Source organism: Cobetia amphilecti (assembly GCF_020217465.1).
In the GTDB taxonomy this organism is placed as follows: Bacteria; Pseudomonadota; Gammaproteobacteria; order Pseudomonadales; family Halomonadaceae; genus Cobetia; species Cobetia amphilecti.
In genome coordinates, this window is sequence record NZ_CP084115.1 from 2,643,103 (window position 1) to 2,666,564 (window position 23,462).

The following is a 23,462-nucleotide window of genomic DNA, read 5'->3' on the forward strand; positions in this document are numbered from 1 at the left end:
CTTGCCGTGCCCCAACGGGGGGCCGTATCGGTATCACACCGGAGCAAACAACAAGGCCAGATCCTCCTCATCAAACAGTGGGCCCTCCTCCTGACGCCCACTTCCCCCTTCCAGTACTGATGCGGCAAGATCCGCCTTGCGAGACTGCAACTCCAGGATGCGTTCCTCTACGGTTCCTGCACAAACCAGCTTGTAGACAAACACCGGATTCGTCTGGCCCATTCGATGAGCACGCCCGGTGGCTTGGGCCTCTACGGCAGGATTCCACCAGGGATCGTAGTGGATGACCGTATCTGCCGTCGTGAGATTGAGCCCAGTCCCCCCTGCCTTGAGGCTGATCAGGAATACGGGTACCTCGCCACGCTGAAATTGCGCCACACGCTCGGTTCGCACTGCCCCGGGCGTCTGCCCTGTGAGAGTCAAGTGAGAAATCCCCTCCCGCTCCAGTGCTCCCCCGATCAATTCAAGCATTTCCGTAAATTGCGAGAAGATGAGGATACGCCGACCGTCCTCGACCAACGATGGCAACAGTTCATGTAGCGCCTCCAGTTTGGCTGAGCGCTGAACCGTCGCCGCACTTTGATGTTTGACAAGCCGTGGGTCACAGCACACCTGGCGTAATTTCAACAGCGCATCCAGCATCACGATGCCGGAGGCTGCCAGCCCGCGTGTCTCGATCGCCTCCTTGACCCGTTGATGCTGTGTCAGTCGAAGACTCTCATAAAGCTCTCGCTGTGCACCGGTCAGCGTGACGTCTCGCTGAGTCTCCGTCTTGTCCGGCAATTCATTGAGGACTTGCTGTTTGGTACGCCGGAGGATGAGTGGCGAGATACGACGAGAAAGTCGCTGACTCACAGCGTCGTCAGCATGTTTCTCGATAGGGGTACGAAAATGCCGACCAAACCACTGCTGGCTTCCCAGGGCGCCTGGTGCAGCAACATCCAATTGCGCCCATAACTCACCCAGGTGGTTTTCCAATGGCGTTCCGGTCATCGCGATCATGCGATCTGCATTGAGCCTGCGTACGGTACGCGCCGTCTGACTGGCAGCATTCTTGATGGCTTGGGCCTCATCCAGTACCACGATACCGAAGTGCTGCTCGCACAGATGCTCGATATCTCGAACCAGAAGGGGGTAAGTCGTGATGACAAGATCTACATTGGCGACAGCAGTACCGATCTGCTCACGACGACTGGCCTTGGCTCCCTGAAGCGCCAGCACGCTCAGTGTCGGCGCAAATCGAGCCGCTTCGGCGCACCAGTTACCGACGAGACTCGTCGGGGCCACCACCATGACAGGCCCACGCAGTCCCCCTCGCGAACGCTCATCGAGCACGTGTGCAAGAATCTGAATGGTTTTTCCAAGCCCCATGTCATCCGCCAGAATACCGCCAGTACTCAACTCCGAGAGGAATCGTAACCAGGCCAGTCCTCGCGCCTGGTAATCGCGCAATTCTCCCTGGAAACCGTCAGGGGCTGGCAATTTATCAGGAAGCTCACGCAAGCGTTGGGCAAGGGCAACGACATCCTCTCGCCCTACCCAGCGCTCATGATCTGCCAAGGGGGCCAGCTGATCGATGGAGGTCAAGGGGACACGCAGTGCACTTGTGGGTGCCTCGCTATCGTGAAGCCAGTCCATCAAGGGAGCCAACCAGGCACGTAGCCTGGCAAGTGGAAGCACCAGCCGACGATTATCCGGCAGGTGTACTACCCAGCTTGCTCCCGCTTCCTCATCCTCCGCCGGGGTCAACGGGAAGTCTTCGCGCTGAATGAGTTGACGCAGAATGGGGAGCAGATTGAAGGATTCATTCTCCACCTCAACGCCCAACGCAAGATCGAACCAACCATCCTCGGCAGGCTCGAGCGCTCCATACCAGTTGTCTGGCGATAGATATTCAGGCTCTTGCGGGAAGTCGTCACTGAACTCAACCACACACCCCGCCTGACGTAATTGCAGGATCATATCCCACCATTCCTCAGGAGCGGAAAGACATGTCCTCCATTGCGCCGCATTTTCTGGCACCTGCCTATCTATCGGCAGCAGCAAGCTCCACGAGGGCAACTCCAACCCATCCGGTACATCGTGGTGCGCAGCGAGTTCTTCCAACGTGACCATGCCTGGCGGAATGGCGCGAATCAGCGCGATTTCCGCCTGTTGATCACGTGGTATCGTCAAACGCTGCCCATCGCGCAGCCCCTGGGCCACCTCTCCCTCCTCTGGGGGTATCTCGATACCGGCATAGCTCAGGCTCACGACACCAGCGCCCAACCGAATAGGAGTTTCGTTCCAGACATGGCGGCGCGTTGGCAGACGTGCCTGTGCGACACACATGGTGATTTTCAGCTTGGGTTTCACATCCTCGAGCGTTGTTTCCACGAGGGTTCTCGGAGAGGGGACTTGGGCTGCCAGCCCCGAGACATTCTGGAGGCGAGAGGTCAACCACTCGCTCATTTCCGGCGGTAACGCGGGAACGTGCTGGAGTTGGCGCCAAAGCTCAACATCCCCCTCCAGAGGGCCAAACTGCTTATTCTGAGGGTCAAGATAACAAAGCGACTTGCCGACACTGGCTACGATAGCCGCGGGAGACAAGATATCTTCAGGTATCGTGGACATCTGCAGCCGCTGCACACCCTGCTCATCCATCTGCCAGGTCGGGGCGATACGGCAGGTCGGCCCAATACCAAGCTGCGGGCCCGTCTGCTTCTGATGGAAAAGCAAGGGGGAGGCATCGCTTGCCAGCAGGGACCAGAGCGCTTTCGCCTGGAATGCCTTGTTCAACGTCAAACCTTTGGATTGCCCAGGAAAGTACCATTGCGAATCTTTGCTGCCATGCAATAACTGCTCGATGGCCTCCTCCTGCGCCGGCTGCCATCCCATTGCAGGAACAGGTGACAACTCCCCCACGTGAGAGACTTCAACTTTCACTGGCGAGACCCATCGATCAAGCTGCGTCTTGCTCTTGGAGGGCCTCAACCACACCGGCTGCACCGTCAGCGCGGGAAGCCCCCTGTGGCCGGACTGCACATCAAGGAACAACCCGAGACGGTGGTTGGCACCTAACTGCGTGGCTGACGGCACCGCTGGAGCTTGACTATGGTGTTGAAGCCAGATTGTCCACTCACGTTTCGCCGCCTGAGGTGACGGCGCTTGCTCCACTTCGTCGGGCTCAAGCGTGTCAGGAACCTCCAGGGCTTTCCCCAAAGGGCCGCTACTCAGGAAGGTATCGATCAATGCGACTGCGTGCTTGCAGGTACTGCCCACCGGACAACTACAAGCTGTTCGCATCTGGTGCCGAGTACCCACAGGAGCCAACATGATCATCGTGCGATAAGGGGTGCCCAGACTGCCCGCGACATCGCCAGAAAGCGTCAAACCACCCTTCTCATCCAACTCTACCTGCCACTGCTCATCCACTCGCTGCTGGCGCGCGTAACGCAGACCACGCTCCAAGGTGCCTGCATCAAACTCATCACGCCATCCATGCTGAAGGAGTGCGATATTCAAGGCGAACGATGCATTACTCAAACCAGTGGCTGCCACAGCGGCACTCTCCATAGAAATATGACGATATTGGAGCAAATTACGCGACTACTAGTAAACCAGACGGATTCGCCGCCATCGGGCAGGCTTAACAAGCCTCATGAACCGAAGCAAACCTCTATGCAAAGAGGCTTGCTCCGATAGCCAGAGAAGTGAGCGAACACCATGAGAATGAAAGTATCAGTCGCGATGCCACCTGAGACTCTTTGGTGTAGCGTCCTCCTCCATTTCGGTATCCTTGCCCTTCCAAAGCCCACCAGGACAGCTCCCCATGAAGCGTTATGAACGCTTTGCCGCCGAGATCTCCAACCTGATCCGTACCGGAATTCTCGCGCCGGGTGAGCGAGTGCCGTCGGTGCGGCAGGCCAGCAAGGCACATGGCATCAGCCCCTCTACCGTCTTTCAAGCGTATTACCTGCTGGAGAATCAAGGCCTGGTCAGTGCGCGGCCGCGCTCGGGATATTTCGTGCGTGACAATGCCTCGCGGATACTCGATGAACCGCATGTCGCCCTGCAGCAGCAAGCCCCTTCCGACGTCGCCGTCAGTGAACTGGTGTTCTCGGTACTGGGTTCACTGAGCGACAACGATACCGTCCCCTTCGGATCTGCCTTCCCGAGCCCGGAGCTCTTCCCGCTCGCGCGGCTTGCAACCAGCATGACGCGCGGGCTGCGCCAGCTATCGTCGCATGCCGTGATCTCCGACATGACCACAGGCCATCCTGACCTGTGCCGACAGATCGCTCAGCGCTACATGGTCAATGGCATGCAGCTGCCGACAGAGGAGTTGGTGATCACCAATGGCGCCATGGAGGCGCTCAATCTTGGCCTGCAATGTGTCACCCAGCCCGGAGACCTTGTCGCCATCGAAGCGCCGGCCTTCTATGCCACGCTTCAGGTGCTTGAGCGGCTCAAGTTGCGCGCAGTGGAAATTCCGGTACACCCGCGAGACGGGATTGATCTCGAGGTGCTAGAGAATCGTCTGGAGTCGCTGCCCATCAAGGCCTGCTGGTTCATGAGCCACCTGCAGAATCCGCTGGGTGCCAGCCTGAGCGATTCGCGCAAGGCCGAACTGTATGCGCTACTCTGCCGTCATCAGCTTCCGATGCTGGAGGATGATGTCTATGCGGAACTGTATTTCGATCAACGTGCCGAGGTGTCGCCCCCACAGCCCGTCAAGGCGCTGGATGTCGAGGGTCTGGTGATGCACTGCGGGTCATTCTCCAAGTGCCTGGCGCCGGGCTATCGGGTGGGCTGGATATCCGCGGGACGGCATACCCGGGAGATTTCGCGCCTCAAGCTGATGACGACCATCTCGCCATCGCTGCCTGCCCAGGTAGCCCTTGCCGACTACCTCCAGCATGGCGGCTACGACCGCCACCTCCGCAAGCTACGCCTGGCGCTCGAGACCCAGCAGACGGCCATGCTGTCAGCCATTGATCGCTACTTCCCCGAAGACACCCGCGTGACCCATCCCCACGGGGGCTACTTCCTGTGGTGCGAGCTTCCCGAGCACATCGACTCGCTGGCCCTTTTTCAGCAGGCGCTGGCCCACGGCATCAGTCTGGCGCCGGGCCCCATCTTCTCGGCCACCCAGAGCTTCAAGCATTGCATTCGCTTGAGCTACGGCCACCCGTGGGACGCGGCGTCAGAGCGCGCCATGCAGACATTGGGGGAATTGCTCAAGGCAGCCTGAAACGCGGACCGCTCAGACGAGATGCGAGAAGTACCTTGAGTATGTGCGCGCATGAGTGCGCGCAAATGCCGCAGCCCTTGCGGCCGCCTTGCCACACAGTCTTCATGCGTTATCCGCTGGGGCGAAAACAGCCTTGCGCGGCGCCTATCACTTGCTCGAGAGCCACTTGCCACGCCTGGATATCGCACCTTGCTGCGTACCTTGATTGCATCCCTGATGCCGCACGCGTGCCCCTGCAGGAAGCGCCAGAGCCCGCCATGGCAGGGCCTGTCACCAAGGGCGATGCGACAAACACCTGATCCCATCATGGTGCTGGCATCAATCAGAGTGCGCCCTCCTGCCCGGCTCGCCTTGCTGGCTGCTCGCCATACCACCTGGCTGGCCGGCTGACTGGCTCACGCGCCTTTAACGACTGATCAGAATTCGGCACGCAACTGATATGGTTTTTTCTCGCACAACTGAGCCTGTTATGGCTTCCGGTGGCTCCCTAGAGTAGCGGCGAAGATTCAGGCAGGGCCGTCCCCCTTGCCGCCTACTCAGGAGACATTGCCATGTTCGGCACCGAGGCCATCGACCTGGCCAGGATACAGTTCGCCTTCACCATCTCGTTTCACATCATCTTCCCGGCCATCACCATTGGCCTCGCCAGCTATCTGGCGGTGCTGGAAGGCATGTGGTTGAAGACAGACACACAGGTCTACCGCAACCTCTATCATTTCTGGTCGAAGATATTCGCGGTCAACTTCGCGATGGGCGTGGTGTCAGGACTGGTCATGGCCTACCAGTTCGGCACGCATTGGAGCGGTTTCTCGGCCTTTGCCGGCAGCGTGACCGGGCCGCTGCTGACCTATGAAGTGCTGACCGCCTTCTTCCTCGAAGCCGGCTTCCTCGGCGTGATGCTATTTGGCTGGAATCGCGTCGGCCGCGGCCTGCACTTCTTCTCGACCTGCATGGTCGCGCTCGGCACACTGGTCTCGATGTTCTGGATCCTGTCCTCCAACAGCTGGATGCAGACCCCTCAGGGGCATGAGGTCATCGATGGCACCGTCGTGCCGGTCGACTGGTTCGCGATCGTTTTCAACCCTTCCTTCCCCTATCGCCTGGCCCACATGGCACTGGCCGCCTTCCTGAGCACCTCGCTGTTCGTGGCAGCCTCCGCCGCCTGGTTGCTGCTCAAGAAACGCGACACCCCGGAAGTGCGCAAGATGCTGGTCATGGCGGTACTGATGTTGATGGTGACCGCCCCGCTGCAGGCCTTCGTCGGCGACATGCATGGCCTGAATACGCTCAAGCACCAACCGGCCAAGATCGCGGCCATCGAAGGCCATTGGGACAACAGCCATGGGGAACCGACGCCGTTGATCCTGTTCGGTGTGCCCGACATGCAGCGCGAAGAGACGCGCTTCGCGCTCGAGATTCCGGCCCTCGGCAGCCTGCTGTTGATGCATGACATTGACAAGCAGGTACCGGCGCTCAAGGACTTCCCCGCCGCGGACCGCCCCAATTCGGCCGTCGTGTTCTGGAGCTTCCGCCTGATGGTCGGCCTGGGCCTTGCGATGATTCTGCTCGGCCTCTCGGGTGTCTATCTGGCTCGCAAGGGCAGGCTCTTCACCTCGCAACGCTGGCTGAGGCTGGCCGTCGCCATGGGACCGGCCGGTCTGATCGCGATACTCGCGGGCTGGTTCACCACCGAGGTCGGCCGCCAGCCGTGGGTGATCTACGGATTGATGAGAACGGAAGATGCCGTCTCTGCCCACAGCACCGCTCACCTCAGCATCAGCCTGACGGCCTTTGTCACGGTCTACTTCATCGTCTTCGGCACGGGGATCAACTACCTCTTCAAGCTGATCAGGAAAGGGCCTGCGGGTGATGACAGCCACGCCCCCAGCGGCGGCCCTGGCAAGCCGCGCACACCTTCCCGCCCACTATCGGCCATCGAGGAATCTCTCGACGGCCAGACTCACTGACCGGAGCGATGAACGCTATGGGTATCGACCTTTCTGTCATCTGGGCGGGCATCATCCTGTTCGGCCTGATGATGTACGTGATCATGGATGGCTTTGACCTGGGTATCGGCATTCTTTTTCCGTGGGTGGAGGACAAGGTGGACCGCGATGTGATGATGAACACCGTGGCCCCCGTGTGGGATGGAAACGAGACATGGCTGGTCCTGGGCGGGGCCGGGCTATTTGCGGCCTTCCCACTGGCCTACGCCGTCTTGCTGGAAGCCCTAAGCATTCCTCTTGTCGCCATGTTGATCGGCCTCATCTTCCGCGGCGTCGCCTTCGAATTCCGCTTCAAGGCCTCGGACGCGAGTCGCCATTGGTGGGACAAGGCCTTCGTGGGCGGCTCTGTACTGGCCACCTTCAGTCAAGGTGTCGCACTGGGAGGCTACATCCAGGGCATCGCCTTCGATGGGGGACACTTTAGCGGCGGTTCGCTGGACTGGCTGTCCCCCTTCCCGCTGTTCTGTGGTGTGGCGCTACTGTTCACCTATGCGCTTCTCGGCAGCACCTGGTTGATCATGAAGACCGAAGGCATTCTCCAGGCACGCATGTTTTCCCTGACGCGCCCACTGACACTGTGGGTATTGATCATGATCGCGGCCGTCAGTCTGTGGACTCCGCTGGCGCACCCCGCCATCGCCGAGCGCTGGTTCACACTGCCGCAGCTGTTCTGGTTCCTGCCGGTGCCAGTGCTGGTAGTGCTGGCCGGTTATGCGCTGATCCGCGCTGTCGCCTTTGAATATCATGCCCAGCCTTTCCTGCTGGTGCTGGTCCTGATCTTCCTGGGCTACAGCGGTTTCGGCATCAGCATGTGGCCTGACATCATTCCCGGTCACGTGACGATCTGGGAAGCGGCCTCTCCGCCACAAAGCCAGGGCTTTGCCCTCGTCGGCACGCTCTTCATCCTGCCGATCATCCTGGTGTACACGGCGTGGAGCTACTTCGTGTTCAAGGGCAAGGTCCGTCATACCGATGGCTACCATTGAGAGGTGCTGACATGACATCCCCGACTCGCGAGACACATTCAGCGCCACTGCATGCCCCCATAACCAGACTCGACGACGAGCCATCCGGGACGCCCGCGCGCCCAGCCAGCTGGCTCAGCAAGATCGGCTGGCTGGTGGTGATCTGGGGAGGCAGCGTCAGCGCGCTGGGACTCGTCTCTCTGGCACTGCGCCGCTTCATGCAGGCCGCGGGCCTTACGCCCTGACAGCAGCGAAAGAAGACATCACGTAGACACAAAAAGACGCCGGAGCAGCGAATGCTTCGGCGTCTTTCTTGTTGGCCTGATGGCTTGATGAACCGATGGGCCACAATGACCTGTCAATGCAGGGCACAAACGTGACGGGTCACTTCCTCGCCCGAATCCCGGAGGCTTTAGACATCAACCTCCAGTGCGGCATAGGCGACCATCTCCACCAGCATCTCTTCGCGTGCAAACCCGGAGACGATGATGGCAGCCCGATTGGGATACGGCTCACGCACGTACTCAGCATAGATGCCATTGACCGTCGCCAGGTGCTCGCGATCAGTCACATAGATCAGCACCTGGGTCAGCGAGGAAGCGTCACCACCGGCGCATTCCAGTGTATGAATCAGATTATCCAGCGTCTGGCGGGTCTGAGCCGCAATTCCCCCCTCCACGACATTGCCAGCGGCGTCGATTGGAATCTGCGCAGTGAACAGGATGCCATTGCCGACACTCGCCCATGACAGGGGCGCACGAGAGGCAAACAGATCAGTCTTGACGGGATGAACCATGGGTTATTCCTCGAATATCTTTCGATAGGTGCACTCCATGACTCGCCGGCGCAAGAGCGGCGAATCATGGAATGTTGGGGCGTATTGAGAAGCGAGAGGTCAGTCGTTGTCGGTGATACCGGCGCCGGCACCACTGCGAGAATCTTCCGTTGCCTCGACCAGCAGGCGTGTCGAGAGCGCTTTCAGGCGTGACCAGAGTTCGTCATCCACCTCGATCCCTTCCTGCATGGCTCGTTGGCGACAGGCAAGCAGCTTCGACTCTTCATGACAGGCCAGCAGGTCAACGTCATAGTCGGAGCGAAGGGATGGCAGCAGATCGACATGGTTGGCCATCACTAGGGTGATGCCGTTATTGGGCTCATTCTCTTCTGGCACTTCACGCACGGCATAGACCCGTATCTCGGGGACCGAGCTGTTGGCCCTGAAACCCACGACCTGCTCGATCATGGGGCAGCCGATCGCCTCATCCACATCCTGGGCGTTGCGCCAGAAGGCGGTAACATTCATGCCACGCCCCGCAAGACGCGCCAGATAGCCCATGATCAGCTGCCGATTGTGGCAATGCTGGATCTTGATGACAGCGAGGCCACGCGCACGGGCCTTGGCGAAACCGAGTTCCAACGCCAGCGATGAGCTCTTCAATACGCTGTGGCCGTGACTATCGAGTACTGCGAGGTCTCCATCGGCATAGACAATTTCCGGCGGACGCTCCTCGGTGTCCTCCAGCAAGAAACGCAGTCCGCGATTGAGCGCCGCCAGCCCTTCCAGCTCATAGAGCTGCATCCAGGCCACCATGTCGGCGGCATCACCGGCGTCACCGTCTTCGAACCCCATCGCCTGAAAGGCCTTGCGACACAGTCCGTGAAGCTCGTTGTAGGAGACCTTCATGACATCCCTCCCACTGTCGTGGTGTTGCCCTGCCGAGGATCGGCGGTCATCTCTGGCCTCGTCGTGCTTGCAAGCTGCGGTGCCAGCGGGAAGCTCCAATCATCAAACGCGACAGGATCCTCTGGCTCGGCGTTGAGTTCCTCCACCAACGGCGCCCCCTGGAAGAGCGTGATACGCACCCAACGATCAGACTTCGGGTCGAAACGGCTGGCACCGAAGAACGAGAGCTTGGTCCGCAACAGGTGCATGGGCTTCATGTCCCGCGCCCACAGGTTGGCGCGTATCTCGCCAAAGCTGGTGTTGGCCATGCTCTGGATGCGGCGCACGATATCCTTGTGACGTGGGCAATGGATGAGGAATTCCACCACCAAGGCACGAGGGTGGTCTTCCAGGTACTGACTGATCGCCGCATGGGTATCCGCGACGCGCGGGGCAATCGCCAGTTTCATTTCCTTGTCGGCGCCCGCCTCCCTGTCGCGGACCCCCAGACGAGGCTCCTCCTTCTCGACCGAGCGATACCAGAACCAGTGACGATTCTCGGGAAGTGAAAAATCGAAGCGCAACGCCCAGTCGTAGTGCGTTTCGATCACCTGCTTGAGGTGAACCAGTGGCATGTCCGGGGTCAGCTCCAGACTTTCCTCCACCGCCATCAGGTCCTCATAGCGGTCGACGATGCTCGGGTACAGTTCCAGCAAGAGGGTATTCACCAGCTCCTGGGCTTCGAGCCCATGCTGCTGGTGGCTCCAGTCGATCAACTCCTGCCAGAGCTCCGGCGACAGCGGCACAAGCTCGAGCCAGGTCATCAGCTCAGGCAAGGACGCCACCGTGGCCTGGTTGCGCAAGGTCTGCTCGTGATCATCCGTGACCGTCTGGCGAAGATGGGTCTCGGCGCGCTTGAGGAGAGCCAGCAGACGTGAACGCTCCTGCTCTCCCGGCACCTGTGCCGTCACTTCGGCAAGCGCCAGTTCTCGGCTTTCCACCCAGCGCTGTACCAGCTGGGGATGATTGATCAGGAACGGCGCCATTCCGAGGCCAGTGGAGTTGCCAATGCCCAGATAACGCTTCAATGGGGTTGCCAGAGGTGCGGCGGTCTCGGGGGCCTGGGCATGGGCCATGTGCTCTATCTGCTGGATCGAGAAATGACGCAGCAGGTAGACGCCCAGCATCTGGGCAGAAAAGGGGCGATGGAAATCCGCGTTGTCCTTGAGGCGATCATAATCCGCGATGCCGAACTTGCCATTGCCGTAGACGGCCGTGGTCCGATACAGATAGCCGACCCGGGTCAGCCACTCAGGATCAGGTTGCTGGCCTGCACTCAGAGCCTTCAGGAAGCTTGCGAAGTTACGCAAGCTGCGATTGGCACGCGACAGGACCAGCAGTCTGGGATGCTGGCGTCCGGCCTCCTGCAACGGCACATTGGCCGCCATCTGCTCGAGAAGCGCATCATCCACATCACCCTCCACGACACCGAAGGTGACATCCCATGCCTCGGCGATGACGCGGTCAGAGCGTGCGGAATCCTCAAGCGCCTGGGAAAATATGACGCCGTGATAGCGCTTGCTGGGCGTCTGCAGGCAGTAGATCGCCACACCGTGACCGAGAGCATCCAGTTCGAAGCGGGTCGTGGTGATCTTCCATTTTTCATGTGCCATCTGGCGCACCAGACTTCTCACGAAACTCAGACGACTAGCATGCAGGCTGCCGAGGCGCTCCAGCTGCATCACATCGTCCGGTGCCCGCAGCCGAAGCCGCTGCTCGGTGGATGAGAGGCGTGCGCCCTGGTGATTGCGCGACATATCAACGCTCTCCTTCGTGTTCCGGGGCCGGCATGGCTGACCGCTGGCTGGTGATTCCCTGCGCACGTGCCATCGCGAAGGCTGATTGGGGTCCTGTCCACAATGAGGGCAACAGTACCAGCGAGACAGGGATGGCCGTGATGACGATGAACTGCTGAAGTGCACTGATCTGGCCGGCGCCCATATAGAGGAGTATCGCAGCCATCAACGCCATGCTGATGCCCCAGAAGGCACGCACCAGCGGGCTTGGATCATCGTGTCCGGCACTGACGACGGCGATCGCGTAGCTCATCGAGTCACCAGTGGTGGCGACGAAGATGGTGGTCAGCGTCAGGATGGCAGCTGCCATTGCGGTTCCGCCCGGCAATGCCTGCGCCACGGTGAGGGTCGCGACATCGAACTGGAAGTTGTTGAGCGCTTCGGTGAGGTCGATCACGCCGGTGAACTGATAGAAGATGCCCGCCCCGCCCAGTAGCGTGAACCAGACAGCGGTCGCCAGGGGCGCCAGTACGGCAACGGTCAGGATCATCTGGCGGATGGTTCTGCCCTTGGAAATGCGCGCCACGAAGATCGCCATCAGCGGGCCATAGCCGAGGAACCAGGCAAAGAAGAACACGGTCCACCACTGCATCCACCAGTCTGGAGCGCTCTGTGCCGTCATGGTCGACATGGTGAAGAACGAGCTCAGATACTCGCCAAAGCCCTGAGTGAAGGCATTGACCATGAACAGGGTCGGCCCGAAGACGAAGATCACCGCCGCCACACCCAGCGCCAGGAAGACGTTGAAGCGCGACATGATCTGGATGCCCTTGTCGATGCCAGTCACGGCCGAAGTGACATAGATCACCCCAAGCACTACCAGCACGCTCAGCTGCGTCGAATAGTCATTGGTCACGCCAAAGAGTTCATGCAGGCCGAAACTAACCTGGGTGGCCAGAAAACCGATGGGGCCCACCGTTCCCGCCACCACGGCGATGACGCACATGGCATCCACCACGCCCCCCAGCTTGCCCTTCATGATCTTCTCGCCGAAGACGGGATACAGCAGCGTTCTCGGCTGCAGGGGCTGGCCCTTGTCGTAATGGGCATGCGCCAGCACGATGGCAGTCAGGCTGCCCAGGATGGCCCAGGCAAGAAAGCCCCAGTGCATGAAGGATTGCGCCAGTGCAGGCGCAATGGCGCTCGCAGTGCCCGGCTCGGTATCAAAGGCAGGCGGCGTCACCAGGAAGTGGTACACCGGTTCGCCGGCAGCGAAGAAGACTCCGCCTCCCGCCAGCAAGGTGCACATGATGATCGACACCCACTTGAAGGTGGATAGCTCAGGCGTTCGCGTGCCACCGATACGGGCACTGGCCGCGGGCGTCGCGGTCAGCCCCAAAGCAATGAAGAAGGTGAGCAGCAACAGAATCTGGAAGTAGCTGCCCAGTGTTCTGGCAGTCCAGGCAAAGCCGGCACTGATGGCTTGCGCGACCCCCTCAAGATCAAACAGGGACAGGCCGACGAACAGCAGAATGAAGCCGATGCTGCAGGTCAGTACGACAGGGTCGCCAAAGCGGTACTGACCTTCCGGTAACGCATCCGACGTGGCAGCCGTCGTGGTCTTGCGAGATGAAGTCATGTGGCATTCCTCTGACGAGCTCTCGTCATTGGCAGGCATTTATTATGGTTGTTGGTTGCCGAGCGATACCCTGAGGATTCCTGGCTCGGCACAGGTGCCATGGCATAGCGTTACGGCGATCAGGCAGGCGTGGTCTCCTGACGGGTCGCGGCGCGCTCGAGGAGTGCGACCCAGTTCTTGCCCATGATGCCGGCCACTTCGTCCTCGGACATGCCTACCTTGCGCAAACCGGCAATCAGGTTGGGGAAGTCACGACTGTCTCGCAGCCAGGACAATGGACGCGGCCAGTCAGCGTTGCTGGCACTGCCTTCGCCGTAGTCCATGTCCTTGGACCAGCGACCATTGCGCATCCACTCAAGAATGGACACCGGCTGGTTCTGACACAGGTCGGTGCCGATTCCCAGGTGTTCGATGCCCATCAGGTCTGCGGTTCTGGCGATCATTTCGCAGTACTCGGTCAGAGTGCAGTCGGAGCCATTGCGCAGATGGAAGGGATACGCCGAGAACCCCAGCAGCCCATCACTCTCCGCGATGGCCTTGAGCACCTTGTCGGACTTGTTGCGCCTTGCCGGATGGAAGCTTTCCGGGTTGGCGTGGGAAATGATCACAGGGCGCTCGGATATCTCGATCGCCTCGAGCGTGGAGCGCTCTGCGCTGTGCGACATGTCGATGACCATGCCGACGCGATTCATCTCACGGATCACCTGACGTCCGAAGCGAGTGATCCCGCTGTCTTGTGCCTCATAACACCCGCAGGCCAGCAGACTCTGGTTGTTGTAGGTCAGCTGCATGATCATCAATCCGAGGTCACGCATCACCTCGACCATGTCGATATCGTCCTCGATGGGCGAGCAGTTCTGCGCCCCCAGAATGATGCCGACACGACCGCTGGCTTGCGCAACCGCGATATCCTGCGGCACATGCACGGGCATGATCAGATCAGGCCAGGCCTCGAAACGTCGATTCCACTCGCCAAGACGCGACAAGGTCTCTCGCGTCGTCTCGTGGTACACGAGAGTGGCGTGTACGGCGTCCAGCCCCCCTTCTCGCATCTGCTCGAATATCTCGCGTGACCAGTTGGAATACTGCAGGCCATCGATCGTCAGCATTGTCTTTGACATGGGGCCTCCTCACGCCTTGATGTAGCAGGTCTTCACGACGGTGTAGAACTCGCGCGCGTATCGCCCCTGCTCACGAGGCCCGAAGCTTGAAGCCTTGCGACCACCGAAGGGCACGTGGTAATCCGTCCCCGCCGTCGGCAGATTGACCATCACGCAGCCGGTCTCGGCACGCGCCTTGAAGCTGCTGGCCAGTTTCAGGGAGTTGGTGATGATGCCCGCCGTGAGCCCGAAGTGTGTGTCATTGAGCACATCGATGGCCTCTTCTGCGTCGCTCACCTTGATGACGCAGGCGATCGGACCGAAGATCTCCTCGCGATTGATGGCCATGTCGTTGGTGGTATTTACCAGCAGCGCCGGGCTCATGAAGTAGCCGTCGGTGGCGCACTCCACACGCTCGCCGCCACAGACCAGCGTTGCCCCCTCTTGCTGGGCGCGCTGCACCCAGGACAGGTTGGACTCGAGCTGCTTGGCATCGACGGCCGGCCCCATGTGCACGCCCTCTTCCAACGCGTGACCGACGCGGACCTGAGACAGGCGCTGAGTCAGCTTTTCCACGAACTCGTCATGGACCGATTCCATCACGATCAGCCGCGAAGATGCCGTGCATTTCTGGCCGGTGCCTGAGTAGGCACCATTGAAGGCTGCCTCGACGGCCAGCTCCATGTCGGCATCATCGGCGATGATCAGGGCGTTCTTGGAGCCCATTTCCAGCTGGCACTTGACCAGATTGGCAGCAGTGGCCGCCGCCACTCGACGACCCACTTCCAGAGAGCCGGTGAAGGACAGGGCATGAATGTCGGGGCTGGAGATCAGTTCATCCCCGATGCTGCTGCCCGGGCCCATCACCAAATTGAAAGTGCCTGCCGGGAGTGACTGGCGATGAATGATTTCGGTCAGCGCCCATGCGCTCGCAGGGACCAGATTGGCCGGCTTGAAGACGACCGCGTTGCCGAAGGCCAGCGCAGGCGCAATCTTCCAGACCGCTGTCGCCATCGGGAAATTCCAGGGGCTGATCACACCGACGACACCAACGGGCTCCCGACGGACCTCGACCTCAACGCCAGGACGCACCGAGTCTGCGCGCTCATCAATCTGGCGCAAGACTTCGGCACCGTAGTAATGGAAGAACTGCCCGGAGCGATGAACCTCACCCACTCCCTCCGCCAGGGTCTTGCCCTCTTCACGCGCCAGCAGCTCACCCAGCTCCGTCTTGCGGGCGATCAGCTCATCGCCGATGGCCATCAACACGGAATAACGTTGCTCGAGACCTGACTGGGCCCATTGTGCCTGGCCACGCTTGGCCGCCTGGATGGCATCGGCAACCTTATCGACACTGGCCTGCGCATAATGGCCGATGACATCGCGGGTATCGGACGGATTGAGATTGGCGATGCTGCCCTGACCTGCGACCCACTGACCATCGATGTAGAGATCGTGAACAGCGTCGTGAGTGGCGGTAGTGGTGTGGTGTGACATGTGAACCTCCTTGAACGCGGTGACAACAGATTAGGAGGACCAGAGGGATAAAGATAATCAATAATAAATACCCTATGATAAATTTCCCTTACCACTCTGAAGAGGATCGACGCGATGGTCGCAGAGCTGAAGATCACGCCGCTGCGCTATGTCTTGGCAGTGGTGGATCACGGCGGTTTTCACGCTGCTTCTCGTTATCTGCATCGCACCCAGCCGGCCCTGTCGATGGCCATCCGCGAGCTGGAAAACCGCCTGGGGGAGGCGTTGTTCGAGAAGGGTGCCAAGGCGACCCTGACCCCCTATGGCAGCTACTGCGTGCCGCGCTTTCGGGAGCTGATCAATCAGCATGATCGTCTGAGCCGGGAACTACAGGCGCGCGCCGCCAAGGAGGCAGGCCAACTGGACATGGCAGTAGTGCCGTCAGTGGCCAGCCGACTGATGCCGAAACTGCTCTCCGAGTTCGTCAGTCGCTATCCGGGAATAAAGGTCGGCCTCCACGATGGCAACGCCGATTTCGTTCGCGAGCAGGTCATCAGCGGTCAGGTCGACATCGGCATCACCAGCCTGTGGGGGTTGGAGGAAGAATTGCTCTTTCATCCGTTGTTTCATGACGAAGTCGGCGTGGTCTGCCGTGACGATCACCCCCTGGCCGAGCGCCAGACTCTGACATGGCAAGCACTGGAGACAGAATCCCTGATCGGCAATGGCACCTCGCGGCTGTTGCAGGGCACGGCGGCCAAGTCACTGCTCGAAATGCATGCCTTGTATATTTCCAACATGATTTCGCTGACAGCCACGCTGGTCGCCGGGATGGGGGTCACGACGCTGCCCCGCCTGGCGTTTCCGCAGGAATATGAGCGCCTGCGATTCATTGAGCTCGCTGAACCGCGAGTCAGTCGCGAAGTGGGCCTGATTCGCCGCAAGGGCGCCAGCTTGTCGCCGGCGGCGCAGGCCATGGAGAGCTTCATCATAGAAAGCCTCGGCGCCGGACAATGAGCCCTTCATGTCCCGCCGCCCGAGCCGTGGCCTGCGCCATTCGATGGTGACCCTGTCGCCCACGGGATGTCGGCCCGGGTGGCGGCCGTGCGAAGATAGCGCTTTGAAACGCCCAGGGCGTTACCCCCGTCAGGTTTTGACAGGAGGCATGCGTGTATTCGATTCGTCTGTGGGCCGCACGTCACGCGCGACTGCTGGAGCTCACCTATCAGGCCGTCGAGACGGAAGGGGACCATGGATCAGACGGTGGAGGGCCGGGACACCTGCATCGAGATGATCCAGCCATTGCGTGAGATTGAGGGCGTTAGCGGCGTGCATATCATGGCGCATCGCCAGGAGGCCTTCGTGCCCGAGATCATCCAGCGCGTGGGCATTCTGGGGGCGCGTAGGCCATACATGCCGCAACCTCCGCTGGACACTACAGGGTCCATTGGTTGAGCGTGACGGGACCAGCGAGCCTTTAGATAACATGCACAGCCGGAGCACCATGAACGAGATCGACATCCGCCCGGGCACGCCTACCGATATCGTGTACCTCAATGCACGTATCCCGGAGTTCACCGAAAGGGCCACCCTGGGGCGTGTGGCAAGCCGACTGCTGAATGGCTCTGCGCCTTCCTGCAGCCTGATTCTTGTGGCCTATCGACAACAGCTGCCGATTGCCTACAAGGCTGGGTATGCGCTGAATTCAGAAGAGTTTTACAGCTGGCTGGATGGCGTACTGCCTGATCACCGCCAGACAGGGATAGCCACTCGCCTACGAGAGGCACAGGAACGCTGGGCACGTGAGCAGGGTTACCAACGTATCCGGGTCAAATCAATGAAACGATATCCCGCCATGCTCAAATTGCTTGTCTCGGCGGGCTATCAGGTCTGCGCATATGAAGATGCTGGCACGCCTGAGGCCAGCAAGATCGTGTTCCAGAAAATGCTATAGGCTCGCCAGTCCAACCTGTTCGAAGCAATGTCACTATTACTCAATCAGCAATCGCTGCCTCACGCACTGACGCGGCACCTGTATCAGCGATAGTCTGAGGGTTTCCTTGAGGACATGCCTCCAATGCCTCGACTTCCTCACGCTTGCCCTTGCCGGTGACGCTTGCCGGTGACGCTTGCCGGTGACGATGGCTTCCAGGTAATCGCAGAAGTCACTCAACGCATCGTTGACATGGCTCGGCGAGCGATGAAGCTCGATTTCCACATGACCAAGCGGCAGCAAGCCTTCGTCATCGCCGACGGTTCGACAGCCGGAGGGCACGGTGGCCGAGTCACTGCTCGAGATGCATGCCCTTCATATCTCCAACATGATTTCGTTGACAGCCACGCTGGTCGCCGGAATGGGGGCACGGCGCTGCCCCGCCTGGCGTTTCCGCAGGAAAATGAACGCCTGCGGTCCATCTAACTCGCCGAACCGCGGGACAGTCGCGAAGTAGGCCTGATCCGCCGCTAAGGCGCCAGCTTGTCATCGGCGACGCAGGCCATGGAAAGCTTCATCATTGAAAGCCTCGCCGTCGAACAATGACTCTTTCATGGCCCGTCGCCTGCGCCTTGGCCTGCGCCTTTCGATAGTGACGCTGTCGCCCACGGGATGTCGTCCCGGGTGGCGGCCATGCGAAGATAGCGCTCCGAAACGCCCAGGGCGTTACCCCCGCCAGGCTTTGACAGGAGGCATGCGTGTATTCGATTCGTCTGTGGGCCGCACGTCACGCGCGACTGCTGGAGCTCACCTATCAGGCCGTCGAGCCGGTGATCATCAAACTGCAGCCGCTGTGGAAGTCCGTCGGTTACGCACGCGCCGAGAAGCCCGTCGCCAGACTGGAGCAAGCCTGCAAGGGCTTGCTGTTTGACTGTCAGATGTGTGGCCAGTGCATTCTGAGTTCGACCGGCATGTCCTGCTCAATGAACTGCCCCAAGCACCTGCGCAACGGCCCCTGCGGCGGTGTCATGCAGAATGGCAACTGTGAAGTCGAACCGGACACGCGCTGCGTGTGGGTGGAAGCCTGGGAAGGCAGCCAGCGGATGAAGGACAGCGATGCGATCCAGATCGTGCAGTTGCCGGTGGACCATCGCCTGCAGGGCTCCTCATCTTGGTTGCGCGTGGCCCGGCAAGCCGCTGAACGCCGAGAGAGCCTGAAATGACTTCCAGACTCACTATCCCCGACAACACCCAACTGCCACCTGCCGAGGACGCTGGCAACGTCGGTCGCCTGGAGCGAGTACTTCGCAGCGGTCAGTTTGCCGTCACCGCCGAGCTGGCACCGCCCGACTCGGCCGATCCACAGGAAGTGCATGCGCGCGCGCAGCTGTTTGCCGGCCATGTGGATGCCATGAACGCCACCGATGGCTCGGGCGCCAACTGCCATATGTCGAGCGTGGCGATGTGTGCCCTGCTGGCCCGCGAAGGCCATGAGACGGTGATGCAGATCTCGTGTCGTGACAGAAACCGCATCGCCATCCAGGGCGATGTACTGGGGGCTACGGCGCTGGGCATCCGCAACCTGCTGTGTCTGACCGGGGATGGCGTGCAGGTCGGGGATCACCCCGAGGCCAAGCCGGTGTTCGATCTCGACTCTCTATCACTGCTGGAAATCGTCGCCGGGCTGCGTGACAAGCACGTCTTCGCCAGCGGGCGAACACTGACCTCAGCGCCCCAGGTATTTCTGGGCGCCGCCGCCAACCCCTTCGCCCCGCCCTTCGCGTTTCGCCCTCATCGTCTGGCCAAGAAGATTGCCGCCGGCGCCCAGTTCATCCAGACACAATACTGCTTCGACCTGCCGCGCTTTCAGGACTTCATGCATCGTGCCCGTGATCTGGGGCTGTTGGAGAAATGCTTCATCCTGCCCGGCGTCGGCCCGCTGGCCTCGGCACGCACCGCCGAGTGGATGCGCCGCCATGTTCCCGGCGTGCATATCCCGGATGACGTACTCAAGCGCTTGGAAGGGGCCAGGGATCAGAAGGCGGAGGGCCGGGATATCTGCATCGAATTGATCCAGCAATTACGTGAGATCGAAGGCGTGAGCGGCGTGCATATCATGGCGCATCGTCAGGAGGCCTTCGTGCCCGAGATCGTGAAGCGCGCGGGCATTCTAGGAGCGAGTAAATCATAAACACCCGAACCTCGCCCAACCCCTTCTCCATAAACCCGCTAGCCTGTGATTGATAGCGTCACACTTCAGGAAGCAATGACAGGGTGATGACCAACAACAAGATTGATATCCGCCCGGGCACCCTTGTCGATATCGCGTCGGCGAGGCTGGTGGCGGCGTTCGTGTTCTTCTGTCTGATGTCTGTTCAGGTTTTGGCCTATGGCCAGTACTACCTCAGGAAGCCGATAAACGATACGAGATGCTGTCAAATGAATCATCTGATACCCTGAAGAGGTATCAGATGAAGTCACGGGAGAGAGCTATGCAAGCCGCTATCAAAGAGTATCGCCCAAAACCAACCGCTCGGAAGGACGACTTCTGGAGGGCTCTGGGTCTCCCCTCGCGTGGAGCCAAACTGCATGAAGCGCTGAGTGCCGGCATCTCGTACAAAGTCTATACCAAGCTCACCGAGGCCTCCGGGCTTGAGAGCAAGGAGCTGGCACGGTATGTGGTCATTCCTCCGGCAACCCTGAAGCGTCGTGCCGATACTGGCTACTTCAAACCTGCCGAGGGCGATCGGCTTTACCGTTTCGCTGAGGTGTACAAGAGCGCGATGGACTTGTTCGAAGGCGACAAGGCGAAGGCGAAAGAATGGTTGCTCAGCCCCGTGCGTGGGCTGGGGGGCCGTCGACCGGTCGAGATGGTGGCTACCACTGCTGGCGCTGAAGCCGTTCTAGATCTGATCGGCCGGCTTGAGCATGGCGTCTTTGCATGACTGTGGTGCGCGGTTATCGGCTCGTTAAGCGGAAGTGGCTAAAGACAGCCTTTGATGGGGAAGGGGCTCGGCTGTACGGCGGGCGCTGGAACAGCAAAGGTAAGGCCTGTGTGTACCTCGCGAGCACAGAGTCATTGGCCATGCTCGAGGTGATGGTTCATCTGGAAGACAACCAACTGCTGAAGGAGTATGCGCTCCTGGAGGTGACATTCCGACAAGAGGTGCTAATGCAGCTCCCGGAGGACGTTCTGCCAGCAGATTGGCGAGCTGAGCCGGCGCCACCTTCCACAGCCGAGATCGGTGACGACTGGCTTGAGGGACAGTCGAGCCTAGTTCTGGCGGTTCCGAGTGTGGTCGCGCCCCGAGAAACGAACTACCTCGTTAATCCAGAGCACCCCGATTTTCTGGCGCTGGCCCAGAATGCCGAAGAGGTAGATTTCACTCCAGATCGTCGACTGTAGCACCCGCCCCTCAGTGTCAGCGCTTCCCTGTGACCGGGAAAGCCGTGTGTTGCTCTTTCTTTCTGTCAGAAGCGCTATTGCCTCGCTCCCTCACCCCCTGAGCCAGCTACTTCTATCGTGCCATGGAAGTAGAGCCTTTCCGCAGAAAATGCCCCCCCCTATCCAACCACGAAGTGGCATGTCGTAAGCCCCCTACGCCTGATCCTTTCAGAACAGAATACTCAGGCGCAGGGATAGCCCCATCTCGATGCCCAATAAATAGTCGGAAGTGGTGATACTTACTTGGTGAGAGCCAAAAGCTCAACGGCGATATGCTGCAATAAGGCAACGCCCCTTGCCAAACGCTTCTCTCAGCGGCCCTAATGCAGCCGCCTCATTTCAGCATGACCTATCTGGTGCTACCTCCATGACAGGCTCAGGAACATCGAAACGGGCGATGATCCAGTCAACCAAGGCCTGCTTGGCTTCGGAATGCTCGGAGGGATCAACCTCTATCTGAAGTGGACCCCATCCTTTGGACCACCTGACGGGTCGCCTAAGCTCGGATCAGGTCATCATCGGCGTCAGGCCGCCTGGGTCAGTGATTGAGAGAAGTACACTTCATCAGGTATAGCATCGCCCAGCCCTTGATGGGGCCGCTCCGTGTCAGTACTTTCCTTTGACCGGGGAAGCCGTGTGTCGCCCTTTTTTGTCAGGAGCGCTATTGCCTCGCTCCTTCGCCCCCTCTGACACTGTCTTACTGTACAGCAATAGAGAGGGGACGTTGCCCTTCCAACATGATGACGCTACCCCTTGCGGAGTCGAGGAGCACAGAAAAATCAGGTGGTTAGCAATATCTCAGCAACAGCCACCTGAATAGCTAGTTATTTTCATTGCTTAGTAAATCAATCGCGTGGCTACCCAGCCCAAGGCAGGCTCACCCTCTTCCTCAAAATAAATTTGACTCCAGCCCTCGCTTTCTCCCAAAACATACACATCAGCTCCTCGAGCCAGCTGCGCTAGCCTAGTATTATCAGTTCCAGGGGCTGATCGAATGTTCACACGTGCTCCAGCGATCTTCTTATTCTGGAGTCTCGATAAGCTGGGCTGAATATTCGTCTTAGCCATATCATTTCCATTGCGCGATGCAGTGGCAAACCAAAATACCGCCCAAGCCTGATTAGCTTCTACACCACGCCCCCGGGCATAGAGGGCCCCCAGATTATTCTGTGCCATAGCATCACCCTGCCTAGCCGCCTGACTGAAGTAATCGAAGGCACGAGAAAAATCCTGCTCGACTCCGCGCCCATTTTCGTAGAGGCTACCGATATTGTTCTGAGCTCGAATATGCCCCTGATCAGCCGCCTGCTTAAACCAGCGTGCCGCTACGACCGCATCCTCCTCGACGCCAAAACCTTCTAGATACATTAACCCTAACTGGAACTGAGCACCGGCATGCCCGGACTGTGCAGCACGCTCCAGCCACTCCACGGCATCCGCTGCGTCACGCCCATCAACTTTCCCACTCAAATACAATTCGGCAAGCTTTACTTGAGCATCGAGCACATCATTACCAGCCGAAAGCCGATACCACTTATAGGCCTTGCTCAGGCTTTTCCGAACGCCGGTTCCATTCTCAAACAACTGGCCTAACGCAAACTGTGATCGTCCCTCGCCCTGTTCTGCGGCTTTTCTCCACTCATACGCCGCCGAAGCGAAGTTTCTCTGTCGAAACTCAGCCAAACCAGCACCGTAATCAGCATATGCCAGCGTGCTAGCGGCCAGCAGCACCATTCCTAGGAAGAACTTTGCTCTCATGAATCAATAGCCATGGTTAACAGAACGAAAGAAAACGCGTCGCGTCAGAAGCATGCTGCATGTGTCAGAAGATAATGCAGCATGCAACAGTTCAATTGGCGCTCATTGTTATCGAATCACGCCTGTGGTGCCACGTTCTTAACCATATCACTTAGTATCCGAGCATAGGTATTGCGAGCAGTCTGCATGATCGCTAGCTGGTCCTCCAACCGACGAATTTCTTGGTCGGTAACCCGGAGATTCTGCAGCTGTTCATGCCCCTGGTCTCCCAAGCTCTCCAAAGTATAAGTGACCCCATCGATAGTGACCGATGACTTATAACCTCGCTCTTGCTTATTAGAAACCACGGCTTCTTTTTCGCCATGCGACTCGATATACATACTGTTCAGCTGACTAGTACGTCGCTCGCTCATTGTTCTATCCTAGTAATTCTCTGTCATTTTTATCT

Annotated in this window: 21 protein-coding genes; 12 read left to right on the plus strand and 9 right to left on the minus strand. The window is 59.4% G+C overall.

What is annotated here, in order from left to right; translation table 11 throughout:
- Nucleotides 1-33 precede the first annotated feature (33 nt).
- Entirely contained in the window at nucleotides 34-3,540 is a 3,507-nt protein-coding gene (locus LCW13_RS11125) for a DEAD/DEAH box helicase (protein ID WP_225346897.1), read from the minus strand.
- A gap of 271 nt (nucleotides 3,541-3,811) precedes the next feature.
- Here LCW13_RS11125 and LCW13_RS11130 point away from each other — a divergent pair, with 271 nt between their 5' ends.
- The 4 genes from LCW13_RS11130 (at nucleotide 3,812) to LCW13_RS11145 (ending at nucleotide 8,449) form a co-directional block, all read left to right on the plus strand.
- The gene (locus LCW13_RS11130; RefSeq protein WP_225346898.1) at nucleotides 3,812-5,233 is read left to right on the plus strand and encodes an aminotransferase-like domain-containing protein; all 1,422 of its coding nucleotides are present in this window, start codon (nucleotides 3,812-3,814) and stop codon (nucleotides 5,231-5,233) included.
- Nucleotides 5,234-5,784: 551 nt separating this feature from the next.
- Nucleotides 5,785-7,200: a cytochrome ubiquinol oxidase subunit I gene (locus LCW13_RS11135; protein WP_225346899.1), complete on the plus strand. Its 1,416-nt coding sequence runs from the start codon at nucleotides 5,785-5,787 to the stop codon at nucleotides 7,198-7,200.
- 17 nt (nucleotides 7,201-7,217) lie between these two features.
- On the plus strand, nucleotides 7,218-8,225 hold the full coding sequence (cydB, locus tag LCW13_RS11140; protein WP_153636155.1) for a cytochrome d ubiquinol oxidase subunit II: 1,008 nt from the start codon (nucleotides 7,218-7,220) through the stop codon (nucleotides 8,223-8,225).
- 11 nt (nucleotides 8,226-8,236) lie between these two features.
- The gene (locus LCW13_RS11145) at nucleotides 8,237-8,449 is read left to right on the plus strand and encodes a DUF2474 domain-containing protein (RefSeq protein ID WP_153636156.1); all 213 of its coding nucleotides are present in this window, start codon (nucleotides 8,237-8,239) and stop codon (nucleotides 8,447-8,449) included.
- 167 nt (nucleotides 8,450-8,616) lie between these two features.
- On the opposite strand, the gene LCW13_RS11150 is transcribed toward LCW13_RS11145, so the two are convergent.
- The 6 genes from LCW13_RS11150 to LCW13_RS11175 all read right to left on the minus strand — a co-directional run bounded on the left by LCW13_RS11150 (nucleotide 8,617) and on the right by LCW13_RS11175 (nucleotide 15,899).
- On the minus strand, nucleotides 8,617-9,000 hold the full coding sequence (locus LCW13_RS11150; protein ID WP_077373927.1) for a RidA family protein: 384 nt from the start codon (nucleotides 8,998-9,000) through the stop codon (nucleotides 8,617-8,619).
- 99 nt (nucleotides 9,001-9,099) lie between these two features.
- Nucleotides 9,100-9,888: a DUF3726 domain-containing protein gene (locus LCW13_RS11155; RefSeq protein ID WP_225346900.1), complete on the minus strand. Its 789-nt coding sequence runs from the start codon at nucleotides 9,886-9,888 to the stop codon at nucleotides 9,100-9,102.
- Nucleotides 9,885-11,684 (minus strand): hypothetical protein, encoded by a 1,800-nt coding sequence (locus tag LCW13_RS11160; RefSeq protein WP_225346901.1) that lies wholly within the window; start codon nucleotides 11,682-11,684, stop codon nucleotides 9,885-9,887. Before LCW13_RS11160 ends, LCW13_RS11155 begins: the two co-directional genes overlap by 4 nt.
- 1 nt (nucleotide 11,685) lies before the next feature.
- Nucleotides 11,686-13,302: a BCCT family transporter gene (locus LCW13_RS11165; RefSeq protein WP_175089541.1), complete on the minus strand. Its 1,617-nt coding sequence runs from the start codon at nucleotides 13,300-13,302 to the stop codon at nucleotides 11,686-11,688.
- A gap of 119 nt (nucleotides 13,303-13,421) precedes the next feature.
- A complete protein-coding gene (locus tag LCW13_RS11170; RefSeq protein ID WP_225346902.1) occupies nucleotides 13,422-14,423 on the minus strand; it encodes a dipeptidase in 1,002 nt (333 codons plus the stop codon).
- A 9-nt stretch (nucleotides 14,424-14,432) separates the two neighbouring features.
- Nucleotides 14,433-15,899 carry an aldehyde dehydrogenase family protein gene (locus LCW13_RS11175; RefSeq protein ID WP_225346903.1) on the minus strand — a complete coding sequence of 489 codons (1,467 nt, stop codon included), beginning with the start codon at nucleotides 15,897-15,899 and terminating at the stop codon, nucleotides 14,433-14,435.
- A 114-nt stretch (nucleotides 15,900-16,013) separates the two neighbouring features.
- Here LCW13_RS11175 and LCW13_RS11180 point away from each other — a divergent pair, with 114 nt between their 5' ends.
- The 8 genes from LCW13_RS11180 (at nucleotide 16,014) to LCW13_RS11215 (ending at nucleotide 21,217) form a co-directional block, all read left to right on the plus strand.
- Nucleotides 16,014-16,895 carry a LysR family transcriptional regulator gene (locus tag LCW13_RS11180; protein ID WP_225346904.1) on the plus strand — a complete coding sequence of 294 codons (882 nt, stop codon included), beginning with the start codon at nucleotides 16,014-16,016 and terminating at the stop codon, nucleotides 16,893-16,895.
- Between the two features lie 234 nt (nucleotides 16,896-17,129).
- Entirely contained in the window at nucleotides 17,130-17,333 is a 204-nt protein-coding gene (locus LCW13_RS11185) for a hypothetical protein (RefSeq protein WP_225346905.1), read from the plus strand.
- A gap of 49 nt (nucleotides 17,334-17,382) precedes the next feature.
- Entirely contained in the window at nucleotides 17,383-17,832 is a 450-nt protein-coding gene (locus LCW13_RS11190) for a GNAT family N-acetyltransferase (RefSeq protein ID WP_225346906.1), read from the plus strand.
- A gap of 737 nt (nucleotides 17,833-18,569) precedes the next feature.
- Nucleotides 18,570-19,034 (plus strand): methylenetetrahydrofolate reductase C-terminal domain-containing protein, encoded by a 465-nt coding sequence (locus LCW13_RS11195; RefSeq protein WP_225346907.1) that lies wholly within the window; start codon nucleotides 18,570-18,572, stop codon nucleotides 19,032-19,034.
- The gene (locus LCW13_RS11200; RefSeq protein ID WP_225346908.1) at nucleotides 19,031-20,002 is read left to right on the plus strand and encodes a methylenetetrahydrofolate reductase; all 972 of its coding nucleotides are present in this window, start codon (nucleotides 19,031-19,033) and stop codon (nucleotides 20,000-20,002) included. Before LCW13_RS11195 ends, LCW13_RS11200 begins: the two co-directional genes overlap by 4 nt.
- Nucleotides 20,003-20,088: 86 nt before the next feature.
- Entirely contained in the window at nucleotides 20,089-20,271 is a 183-nt protein-coding gene (locus tag LCW13_RS11205; protein WP_225346909.1) for a hypothetical protein, read from the plus strand.
- A gap of 32 nt (nucleotides 20,272-20,303) precedes the next feature.
- Nucleotides 20,304-20,756 carry a type II RES/Xre toxin-antitoxin system antitoxin gene (parS, locus tag LCW13_RS11210; protein WP_225346910.1) on the plus strand — a complete coding sequence of 151 codons (453 nt, stop codon included), beginning with the start codon at nucleotides 20,304-20,306 and terminating at the stop codon, nucleotides 20,754-20,756.
- Nucleotides 20,753-21,217: an RES family NAD+ phosphorylase gene (locus tag LCW13_RS11215; protein ID WP_225346911.1), complete on the plus strand. Its 465-nt coding sequence runs from the start codon at nucleotides 20,753-20,755 to the stop codon at nucleotides 21,215-21,217. Before parS ends, LCW13_RS11215 begins: the two co-directional genes overlap by 4 nt.
- Nucleotides 21,218-22,093: 876 nt before the next feature.
- Here the strand turns inward: LCW13_RS11215 and LCW13_RS11220 are convergent.
- Both LCW13_RS11220 and LCW13_RS11225 read right to left on the minus strand, forming a co-directional pair.
- Nucleotides 22,094-23,014 carry an SH3 domain-containing protein gene (locus LCW13_RS11220; protein ID WP_225346912.1) on the minus strand — a complete coding sequence of 307 codons (921 nt, stop codon included), beginning with the start codon at nucleotides 23,012-23,014 and terminating at the stop codon, nucleotides 22,094-22,096.
- A gap of 116 nt (nucleotides 23,015-23,130) precedes the next feature.
- Complete coding sequence (locus LCW13_RS11225; protein WP_225346913.1) at nucleotides 23,131-23,427, minus strand: DUF6447 family protein; 297 nt, start codon at nucleotides 23,425-23,427, stop codon at nucleotides 23,131-23,133.
- Between the last annotated feature and the right edge of the window lie 35 nt (nucleotides 23,428-23,462).